Raw genomic sequence first — 10,605 nt, forward strand, 5'->3', positions numbered from 1 at the left:
TCGCATATTAAAAAGTGAACCTCCTAAGTTGGTCCAACTTATTCAGTTCACTTCACACGCTCACTTTTTAAATACTAAATTTGGATAAATCTTTTCCATTTTTTCATCTGGATATATTTCATCAATAGTTTCTTCTATCTTGTTTTCTGATACATTCCCTTGTTGACGATTCATCCAACGAAAAACAACTACGCCACTTAAACAATAATCAAAAATTAAGAAAACAGTCATCGCGATTGTGAATATTTTTCCGATTTTATTCGGAATCTTTAAAATCCATTTTGACATTAATGGATAAATATCTTTAATCCATAACACACCTAAAATACCCCAAAAAACAGAATACATTAAACAAATACGTCCATTTAAATTAAAGGGCATAGCACTATAGTCCCAGGAAGTTGATCCAAACATCAATTCTTGAAAATACGAACAAAGATATTCCACAACCGATCCAACAATAAATCCACCTACAAATGATAAACCATTGCCTCTATTACGGTATTTATAAAGGAAAACTGAAAGGAAGGTAGCACCGAGTCCATATACAATATTGAATGGTCCAATAACGGTACAAGTTCTAGATTCAATGTATCCATATTTCACGAAACAAAACATCATTTCGATAATAACCCCAAGAAAAGAACCAATAATCATAATTAATAAAATCTTATATAAATTGATTCCCTTGGCAAAGTGATTGGAAATCGATTCTACATAATCAATTTCCGTATTACTAGGAAGATTTCCTTTAATGTCTTTATTACGAGCCTTTAATTCATCTTTCATTTCTTCTGTTGTCTTTAAGGCTACATTGATGTTTTCTATTCCACGATTTAAAGAATCAAGTTCATCATTAATTTGATTATTTAAATTGGGAATGTTTTCTCCTATTTCTTGTTTCGCCATTTGAATATATAAATCTTCTTGATGTTCTTGTTGGGAAATAACTGCATTTAATAACTCAAGACTCTTTGTTTCAATTTTTGTTTTATTATTTTTCATGAAAGTATTGTACAATAAAGTAGGAATAGGAGGCAAATGTTATGATAAACCACAATCCTATAAACGAAGGAATCCAAGAATATAAAAACCATATGGGAGCTGTTTTAATTGATGTTCGAACACAAGAAGAATATCAAGATGGACATATTGAAAATGCGATTAATATACCAGTGCAAGAAATTGAAAAAATTAAGGATATCATACTTGATGTATCGACACCTATTTATTCTTATTGTTTAAGCGGACAAAGAAGCTTTAAAGCCTGTTTTAAACTAAAAGAAATGGGCTATACTAATGTCAAAAACATTGGCGGAATCAATATGTATAAAGGACCCATTGTATGAGTACAATACTAGATTATTTATCATGGCGTGGTGATTTAACACTTGAACAAGATGAATTCAATGAAATCGATGCCTTGATTTTAGCTCGTCTTTCATATCTACCATTTGATGATATTGTTCCATGTTCTTTTTTAGAAAAAATAACGATAAAAGAAGCTGTTGAAACATTATTAACACAAGAAGATTATGTTTCTAAACTCACATGGAAATACGACCAAGATTTATTGATTGCACTAAAAGATTCTAGACGATTTAATTCAATGTATCTTTCAGGTTATTTAAATGAAATTGATTCCGACCAACAAAAACAATTCTGTGCCATTACCATTACTTTTTCAAAGAATAAACACTATGTTTCGTTTCGTGGAACCGATCGCACTTTAGTAGGATGGAAAGAAGATTTTAATATGAGCTTCATGGATATTGTTCCTAGTCAACAATCTAGTAAAGACTATCTACAAAGAGCTATTTCTTCTTTACGGGGACGATATATTATCGGTGGACATTCTAAAGGTGGAAACTTAGCTATGTATGCTTCAATTAAGGTTTTAAAGAAATACCAAAGTAAAATTGATTTTGTGTATAACTTTGATGGACCAGGCTTTGAACTAAGTTTCTTTGAATCCAATGGTTATTTAAATATGAAAGATAAAATATGTACATATTTACCAGAAAGCTCCATTGTAGGGATGTTGTTAGAACATAAAGAACATTTCATTGTTGTTCAAAGTGACAACAATGGCATCATGCAACATGATATTTATTCATGGCAATTAATGAATAAAGCGTTTATTAAAAAGGAACAACTATCAAAGGAAAGCCAAATTATCAATGAATCCATTAAAGAATGGACACAAAGTGTAGATGAAGCGGGTCGTAAACAATTTATCGATACTATTTACACGTTATTATCAGAAACAGATGTGAATACAGTAGAAGAATTTTTATCGTATAAAAATATTATGAAAATTGTATCTTCTTTAAAGAATGTGAATGAAGAAGATAAAAAACATGTAATGGATTTATTGGTTTCACTTGTTAAGATTTTATCTAAGAATTTTGTTTCCTAAAAATGAAAGAGCTTTATTTTATGAATTCAAAAATTTTATTTTTTGTTTTTGATAAATAATGAACAAATTTATATAAATCATTTGAAAATGATATATAGTTAAGACACGAATAAGATTCGTATTGATTTGTATATAATGAAATGAACTTCTTTTTAATCAACACGCATAACCCAAGTTCAAATCATATCCTCCATATACAAGTCTTTGAGATGCAGTGCATCTCTTTTTTTTTAACATACTATGAAACAATTTTCATAGTATGTTAATGTTATTTACAGTGTATGAAAAATAATGTGTAAATTTATGAAAATAATACTTGAAAACTGCTTTCAAAAAGACTATTATTTACCCATATTAAAAAAGACAAAGAAAAGAGAGGAACGTATTTATGAAAAAATTAATTTCTTTGATCGTTACAGCTCTTATGTCTCTTTCCCTTGCTGCATGTGGAAGTAGTTCAGAAAACACTTACGTGTATTCAAGTGAATTAGATATTAAGAACTTAGATTCTACCGATGCCGATGATGGATGTTCATTTACTGCTTTACATGCCGTTATTGATGGATTAATGACATTGGATGCAGATGGAAATGTAACAACTGGTGTTGCGGAAAAATCAGAAGTAAGTGACGATGGATTAACTCATACTTATACAATTCGTGATGATGCGAAATGGGCCAATGGGGATGATGTTACCGCTAATGATTTCGTTTACGCTTGGAAACGTATTTTCAAAAATGTAGGAAACTACTATTACATGTTTGGAACAGGTATTGCTTCAATTGAAGGTGCAACTGAAATGTGTGACAAACTTGATAATGGTGAAGAATTGACAGACGCTGATTTTGATGCGATGGCAGTTAAAGCAGTTGATGATAAAACATTAGAAGTTAAAACAACTGTCCCTGTACAATTCTTTGATGAATTAATGACATTCCCTTGTTTCTATCCAATCAATGAAGCATTCTGTGAAGAACAAGGTGATCAATATGGTAAATCAGCTGATACTATTTTAGGAAATGGTGCTTTCGTTATGACAAACTGGGAACCAGGAAGTGTAGCTGAATTCGAAAAGAGTGATTCGTACTACAATGCAGATACAGTTAAAGTTGATAACGTTGTTATGAAACTTGTACAAGATCCTGCTACAGCTGCTGCTTCTTATGAAAACGGTGAAACAGATTTCGCAGCAATCAACTCTGATTTAGTTGATAAATACAGTTCAGAAGATTACTACAAAATTGTAAATGATGGATATTTATTCTACTTATCAATCAACTTTGAAAATGAAGATTTAGCTAATTTAAATGTTCGTAAAGCTTTATCTTTGGCAATCAATCGTGATGACTTATGTGAAAATGTATTAAAAGATGGTTCACAAGTTGCTCGTGGATTCATTCCAACTGGTTTATCATTAAGTCCAAGTGGAACTGATTTCCGTGATGATTCTAAAGACTATACTTCATATGATGTAAGTGCTGCTCAAGAAGCATTGGATGCTGGTTTAAAAGAATTAGGTAAATCAGAAATTACTTTACGTTTATTATATGGTACAGATGAATCGCCAATGGATATTATGGCAACATATCTACAAAACGCATTCTCTGAATTAGATGGATTAAATATTGAAATGGTCGCAACTACTAAACAAGATCGTATCTACAACAAACAAAAGAACGGTGACTTCGATATTGCTTGTACTCGTTGGGGACCTGACTATGCGGATCCTACTACATACTTAACATTAGCTATCACTGGTAATAGTAATAACTATGGTCATTATGAAAGTGCAGATTACGATGCATTAATGGATAAAGTAGCTGTTGAAACCGATGCACAAACTCGTTGGGATTACATGATTCAAGCTGAAGAAATCTTAATGAACGATCTAGGATATATTCCAGTATTTGAAAAAGGTACTGCTACTCTTCAAAATCCAAATGTATCAGGATTAATTATTCGTCCTGTTGGTGTTCCATACACATTCCAATACGTAGAAATTAAGTAAAAAATTGTATAGGCACAACTTAGCTTGTGCCTATATTTATATTGAAAGAGAGGGAGAATACAATGAGTAAATCCACATTAAAATATATTGGAAAACGATTACTAATTTCTATTGCGACTTTATTCATTATTTTAGTTGTGTTATTCCTGATGGTTAAATTTTTACCAGGATCGCCAATTAATAATGAAAAACTATCGGCAGGGGCACGTGCAGCCATTGAAGCAAAATATGGATTGGATAAACCCATTCCTGTGCAATTTGTGTATTATGTGAAATCAATGTTGACAGGAGACTTTGGTGTTTCATACAACATGTATAAAGACATGAAAGTTGCGACATTGGTTGGAAAAGCCGCTAAGATTTCATTTATGTATGGAATTATCGCGGTTATCATTGGAACAATCATTGGTATGGCTTTAGGTGTATTTGCCGCTTTACATAAAAATACAATTTGGGATACCTTAGCTACTGCTTTATCGGTATTAGGTGTTTCCATTCCGTCATTTGTATTCGCAATGTTGATTTTAATTGTTTTCGCGTCAAAACTAAAAATACTACCAACCGGATATAGCTCAAGAAACGCTATTGTTTCTTCTATTATGCCAATTAGTGCTTTATCTGTTGGGGTTATTGCCAATGTAGCTCGATTCACAAGAACCGAAATGGTCTCAGTATTGAATTCAGAATATATGACCTTGGCCAAAGCCAAAGGATTGGATCGTAAAACTTTAATTATGAAACACGCTTTACGTAATTCCTTAATCCCTGTTATTACCATTTTAGGACCAATCTTAGTAAACTTGATGACCGGTACTATGGTTGTCGAAAAAATATGTTCGGTACCAGGACTTGGAAAATTATTAGTTAATTCCATTACATCAAATGACATTAATATTATCTTAGCTTGTAGCTTCTTATATGCTGCTATGTACATTATTATGATGTTGATTATTGATGTGTCTTATGGAATTATCGATCCACGTATTCGATTAGGAAAGGATGAGTAAAATGGAAGAACTAAATATTGAATTCTTAGCCGATGATTTTGAATTCGTCGGTGATAAACAAGATATTACCATTGACCAAGTATTACCATCGAAACCAGCGTGGAAAGATGCCATTGATCGTTTCTGTAAAAATAAAGGAGCGGTTATTGGTCTAATTTGTATTGCGATTATTATTTTGTTTGCGATATTTGCACCCATGATTTCTAAATGGGAATTCGATGATATCAATACTGCTTTAGCTAATATTAAACCATGTGCACAACACATCTTTGGAACAGATTCCTATGGACGTGATTTATTTGTTCGTACATGGAAAGGAACACGTATTTCCTTATTCATTGCCTGTGTTGCCATTGTCATTGATGTTGTGGTAGGTATGATTTATGGATTGATTTCCGGATACTTCGGAGGAAAAGTAGATGCCATTATGCAACGATTCCAAGAAATTGTGAACTCCATTCCAACATTAGTTGTTTTAACTTTATTATTAATGGTTATGAAATCAAGTTTATTCACCATTATCGTGGCACTATCGTTTACAGAATGGATTGGAATGAGTCGTATTACACGTGCCCAAGTATTAAAAATTAAAGAAGAAGAATTCGTCTTAGCTTCTCGTACATTAGGCGCAAGTAGTTTCTTTATTATCTTTAAAGAAATCTTACCAAATATTTATTCACAATTAATCATCATGGTTATGATGTCCATCCCTAATGCGATTTTCTACGAAGCGTATTTATCATTTGTTGGATTGGGATTGCCAATTCCAGCTGCTTCTCTAGGAACATTGATTAACGATGGATTCGATAAAATTACAGTATATCCATATCAAATGGTTATTCCTGTAGTTGTATTTTCCATTTTAATGTTAAGCTTTAACTTAGTTGGAGACGGACTAAGAGATGCTCTAGATCCAACGATGAAGGAGATGTAAAATATGATTCAAAATGGCGAAACTTTACTACACATTAAAGACTTACACATTTCCTTCAAAACCGATGGAGGACAATTAAAAGCCATTCGTGGCGTTGATTTAAAATTAAAAAAAGGAGAAACTGTTGCGATTGTTGGTGAATCTGGTTCGGGTAAATCCGTTACAACCAAAGCCATTATGGGGATTTTGGCAAGCAATGGACACATTGATTCAGGTTCCATTAAATATCGTTGGACCGATGAAGAAACAAATGAAGACAAAGAAGTGGATTTAGTAACTTGTGGAGAAGACTTCCTTCAAAAAGAAATTCGTGGTCGTAAAATTGCGATGGTATTCCAAGATCCTATGACTTCTTTAAATCCAACTATGACCATTGGAAATCAAATTATGGAACCCATGATTCATCACTATCATATGTCCAAACAAGATGCTTATCATCGTGCTGTGGAATTATTAGAAGAAGTAGGAATTACGGATGCTGAAAAGCGCATGAAAAACTATCCACATCAATTATCAGGGGGAATGCGACAAAGAATCGTTATTGCCATTGCACTATCGTGTGATCCATATGTATTGATTTGTGATGAACCTACAACGGCTCTTGATGTAACCATTCAAGCCAAAATCCTTGAATTAATTCAAGACATTCAAAAGAAAAAAGAATTATCTGTTATTTATATCACCCATGACTTAGGCGTTGTTGCCAAAGTTGCCGACTATGTCAATGTCATGTATGCCGGTAAAATTGTGGAAACTGGAACCGTTGATGAAATTTTCTATGATCCTCGTCATCCATATACATGGGGACTTTTATCAAGTATGCCAGATTTAAATACTGAAGATGATGAATTGTATACAATTCCAGGTACACCACCAAACTTAATTCATGAAGTCAAAGGCGATGCCTTTGCCCCAAGAAATAAATATGCCTTAAACATTGATTTACGAATGGAGCCACCGGTATTCAATGTAGAAGGATCGAAAACCCATAAAGTTGCCTCTTGGTTAATGCATCCCAATGCTCCTAAAGTGGAAATGCCAATCGAATTGAAAAAACGATTAGAAAAGATGAAGGAGGAAAGCAAAAATGTCTGAGCCAATCCTTGTCGTAGAACACTTAAAACAATATTTTAAAATTAATCGAAACTATACAGTAAGAGCTGTAGATGATATTTCGTTTAATATTTATCCAGGCGAAACCTATGGATTAGTTGGGGAATCAGGTTCAGGAAAATCCACAACAGGACGAAGCATTATTCGTTTATATAAACCAACTTCAGGAAAAATCATTTTTAATGGACATGATATTTCCGATAAGATGGATAAACAAACAACCAAAGAACTTCGTACCAATATGCAGATGATTTTCCAAGATCCAATGGCTTGTTTAAACCCAAGAAAAAAGGTTGTTGATATCATTGGAGAAGGATTAGATATTCATAAAAACTATTCATCTATTGAAGAACGAAATGAAAAAGTATATGAAATGTTGGAACTAGTTGGTTTATCAAGAGAATTTGCCTCACGATATCCACATCAATTCTCAGGAGGACAACGCCAAAGAATTGGAATTGCTCGTGCCTTAATTATGAATCCAGATTTAATCATTGCCGATGAAGCCATTAGTGCCTTGGACGTTTCCATTCAAGCTCAAGTTGTTAATTTAATGAAAAAAATTCAAAAAGAAACAGGTGTATCCATTTTATTTATCGCCCATGACCTTTCAATGGTTCGTTACATCAGTGATCGCATTGGGGTACTACATTTAGGACACTTAGTGGAAGCTGGAACAAGTGATGAAATTTTCAATAATCCTTTGCACCCATACACAAAATCCTTGTTGTCAGCGATTCCTCAACCAAATCCTAAAGTAGAAAAACAACGTAAATCGTATACATATGACTATAATACAAGTGGTATTGACTATCACAAAGGAACTGAACACTATGTATCAGATACGCATTATGTTTTGGCAACAGATGAAGAATTTGCACAATGGAGTAAATAGAAGTTGGTTTTTTAATCAGCTTCTTTTATTATTAAATGGGTGATAAAAATGAAATATAAAATATTCACATATGATAGTTTTCAAATCGATGAATTTGAAAATAAATTAAATGATTTATCAAAACAGGGAATCAATCCTATTGAAATAAACTACATTTCAAAATTTAATCAAGATCATAAACATTATTTCTATAAAATCGATGTATTAAAAGGCAATGAGATGCAAGCCCGTAAACAATTAATGGACCTTTATGATTCGTATTCCTATCGTTATATAGGAAAAAGAGGAAGATTGATTTTCTTTCAAGGCGATCAAATGAAGTATCCCAAACAAAGAGATGATAAAATTAAAGACTATTTAAATAATCAATTATTATCGATTTCAATTTTATTATTTATTGTAGGTTTATTTTTATGTCTATGTATTCCTTATTTATTTAGCCATGACTTATCGCACTATCAAACCAATGGACAAATTCTGTTATATTGGATTCCTTTTATGATAGGGATTTCTATCTTTTTATTTGGTTTTATTAAGCTTATGCACTTTGTTCAATATAAAGCCAATAAGAAAAGACAAAAATCATTCTTAAGTACCATTGCCTTAGGATTATTAATCCTTTCGATTCTTTGTTTACCAATAGGATGTGCACTTGATTGGTTTTCACGAACAAAAACACAAGTTGATTGTATGACATTATCTGATTTCAATAAACAATCCACAGTTCAAACAATGTCACAAGCCCATAGTATGGTTGTGGATACCAAAACATGTGTTGATTCCAATGATGAAGATATTTTATTTCAAACAATATATGAAGTTCATAATGATGTAGATGATTATTATGATGTTTTTGTACAAAGTCATCGAACAGAAGAATATCAAAAATTAGATAATGGTTATTTATATACAAGTGATATTAAAAATGATAGTTTAATCTTAAAAATTGATAATAAAATCATTGATATTACGGCCACTTTTGATTTAGAACCTCACATTGAACAAATTAATTTATTTTATGACTAGAAAAGAAAATCACTTCTTTTCTTTTTTTCTTTTTCTGTTAAAATAGAAAACCGTGAAAAGGAGAAAAAATGGAATCATTCACTGAATATAAATATATAGACTTAGAAATTAATGAAGTATTAAAAAGAGGAATCTTAGCTATGGGTTATGAAAAATTAACGCCTATTCAAGCAAAAGCCATTCCTTTAATTTTAGATGGAATCGATATCACTGGACAAGCTCAAACAGGAACGGGAAAAACCGCTGCCTTTGGGATTCCAATGTTAGAAAAAATCGATGCCGAGAATAAAAACGTACAAGCTCTGATTTTAGCGCCTACAAGAGAATTGGCTATGCAGATTGCCGAAGAACTTAGAAATTATTCAAAATATATGCAAGGAATTCGTATCTTACCTATCTATGGAGGACAAAGTATTGACCAACAAATTAAAGCCTTAAAAGGAGCTCAAATTGTTGTAGGAACACCAGGACGTGTGATTGATCACTTAAAGCGTCGTACGTTAAAGTGTAAACAAATTCAAATGGTTGTATTAGATGAAGCCGATGAAATGTTGAATATGGGATTTAGAGAAGACATTGAAGTTATTTTAAATGCCATTGATCATCCTCATCAAACATGCTTGTTTTCGGCAACGATGCCTAAACCAATTTTAGATATTTCTAAAAACTATCAAAATTATCCAGAATTTATAAAAGTCACTTCATCGCAATTAACGATTGCAAATGTCACGCAATATTATTATGCGATTAAAAAAGAATATAAATATGAAGCCTTAAAACGCTTATTAAGACATTATCGCTATTCGCGTTGTGTCATTTTCTGTAATACTAAGACAATGGTTGATGAATTAAGTGATAAGCTACAAAGAGATGGCTTTAATGCCAATGGACTTCATGGTGATTTAAACCAGAAACAAAGAGATTTTGTGATGTCACAATTTCGAAACAATGAAATTGATCTTTTCATTTGTACGGACATTGCTGCACGTGGAATTGATGTGGATAATGTAGAAGCGGTTATTAACTATGATGTTCCTAGTGAAATTGAATACTATGTACATCGTATTGGAAGAACGGGAAGAGCTGGAAAAGAAGGCGTTTCACATACTTTATGTACAAGCAAAGAATTTAGACGTCTTCGTCAAATTGAAAATCTTTGTCATGTGAAGATGATTGAAAAAGAAATCCCAAGCGCTGAAGAAA

The 10,605-nt window shown here is 32.3% G+C and carries 10 protein-coding genes; 9 read left to right on the forward strand and 1 reads right to left on the reverse strand.

All coding sequences use genetic code 11. The annotated features are described in order from the left end of the window. Positions 1–60 precede the first annotated feature (60 nt). On the reverse strand, positions 61–1,005 hold the full coding sequence (locus ACI313_RS03450; protein ID WP_439755273.1) for a putative ABC transporter permease: 945 nt from the start codon (positions 1,003–1,005) through the stop codon (positions 61–63). Between the two features lie 41 nt (positions 1,006–1,046). Between ACI313_RS03450 and ACI313_RS03455 the strand changes: the two genes are divergently transcribed. The 9 genes from ACI313_RS03455 to ACI313_RS03495 form a co-directional block, all read left to right on the forward strand. Next, positions 1,047–1,349, forward strand: a complete 303-nt coding sequence (locus ACI313_RS03455; protein WP_439755274.1) for a rhodanese-like domain-containing protein — start codon at positions 1,047–1,049, stop codon at positions 1,347–1,349. Next, positions 1,346–2,419 carry an Mbeg1-like protein gene (locus tag ACI313_RS03460; RefSeq protein WP_320607741.1) on the forward strand — a complete coding sequence of 358 codons (1,074 nt, stop codon included), beginning with the start codon at positions 1,346–1,348 and terminating at the stop codon, positions 2,417–2,419. Before ACI313_RS03455 ends, ACI313_RS03460 begins: the two co-directional genes overlap by 4 nt. Before the next feature lie 388 nt (positions 2,420–2,807). Beyond that, positions 2,808–4,427, forward strand: a complete 1,620-nt coding sequence (locus tag ACI313_RS03465) for a peptide ABC transporter substrate-binding protein (RefSeq protein WP_320607742.1) — start codon at positions 2,808–2,810, stop codon at positions 4,425–4,427. A 62-nt stretch (positions 4,428–4,489) separates the two neighbouring features. Next, complete coding sequence (locus ACI313_RS03470; RefSeq protein WP_320607743.1) at positions 4,490–5,434, forward strand: ABC transporter permease; 945 nt, start codon at positions 4,490–4,492, stop codon at positions 5,432–5,434. 1 nt (position 5,435) lies between these two features. Next, positions 5,436–6,368: an ABC transporter permease gene (locus tag ACI313_RS03475; protein WP_320607744.1), complete on the forward strand. Its 933-nt coding sequence runs from the start codon at positions 5,436–5,438 to the stop codon at positions 6,366–6,368. Positions 6,369–6,371: 3 nt separating this feature from the next. After that, positions 6,372–7,463: an ABC transporter ATP-binding protein gene (locus ACI313_RS03480; protein ID WP_439755275.1), complete on the forward strand. Its 1,092-nt coding sequence runs from the start codon at positions 6,372–6,374 to the stop codon at positions 7,461–7,463. Continuing rightward, the gene (locus ACI313_RS03485; protein WP_320607746.1) at positions 7,456–8,376 is read left to right on the forward strand and encodes an ABC transporter ATP-binding protein; all 921 of its coding nucleotides are present in this window, start codon (positions 7,456–7,458) and stop codon (positions 8,374–8,376) included. Before ACI313_RS03480 ends, ACI313_RS03485 begins: the two co-directional genes overlap by 8 nt. Before the next feature lie 48 nt (positions 8,377–8,424). Next, positions 8,425–9,402, forward strand: a complete 978-nt coding sequence (locus ACI313_RS03490; protein WP_439755276.1) for a hypothetical protein — start codon at positions 8,425–8,427, stop codon at positions 9,400–9,402. A gap of 68 nt (positions 9,403–9,470) precedes the next feature. Next, positions 9,471–10,605, forward strand: a 1,135-nt coding sequence (locus tag ACI313_RS03495; RefSeq protein ID WP_439755277.1) for a DEAD/DEAH box helicase, incomplete at its 3' end; no start/stop codon positions are given.

Source organism: Floccifex sp., from assembly GCF_051873495.1.
GTDB lineage: Bacteria > Bacillota_I > Bacilli_A > Erysipelotrichales > Erysipelotrichaceae > Floccifex.